This is a genomic window from Kitasatospora phosalacinea, from assembly GCF_000716545.1.
GTDB classification, from domain to species: Bacteria; Actinomycetota; Actinomycetes; order Streptomycetales; family Streptomycetaceae; genus Kitasatospora; species Kitasatospora phosalacinea.
The window spans coordinates 1-398 of the sequence record NZ_JNWZ01000190.1 but is presented as its reverse complement, the minus strand read 5'-3'; the positions used below and the strand labels follow the sequence as shown (position 1 = coordinate 398).

General features: G+C 71.6%; 1 pseudogene. It reads left to right on the top strand.

The features are described 5' to 3' along the window. Positions 1 to 339 (top strand): annotated as a pseudogene (locus OO48_RS34085) (hypothetical protein); the annotation flags it as partial. Between the last annotated feature and the right edge of the window lie 59 nt (positions 340 to 398).

The window sequence follows — 398 nt, the reverse complement described above, 5'->3', positions numbered from 1 at the left end:
GGTGCGGGAGCGGGCCCGGCGATTAGAGGACCCGTCCCCCTGGTCGACCAGGGCTTCAAGGACGCCGTGATCATCCACGGGGCGGTGAAGGACATCACCGTCGAGGTGGTCCGGCGCAACCCCGACGACGTGGGCAAGGGGTTCGTTCCGCAACCGAAGCGGTGGGTGGTCGAGCAGACGAACGGCACCCTCATGCTCCACCGGCGCCTCGCCCGCGACTACGACCACCGGCCCGACAACGCCGCCTCCCGCGTCTACTGGGCCTCTACCGCCGGCATGCTCCGCCGCCTCACCACCCCCAGCCCCGCCTGGCGCGACGACGTCGAGCTGGCCGCGTGAACGTCACCGAACTCCTGCGGCTGCTGCAGGCCGAACACGACGAGAGCGCCGCACGCGCC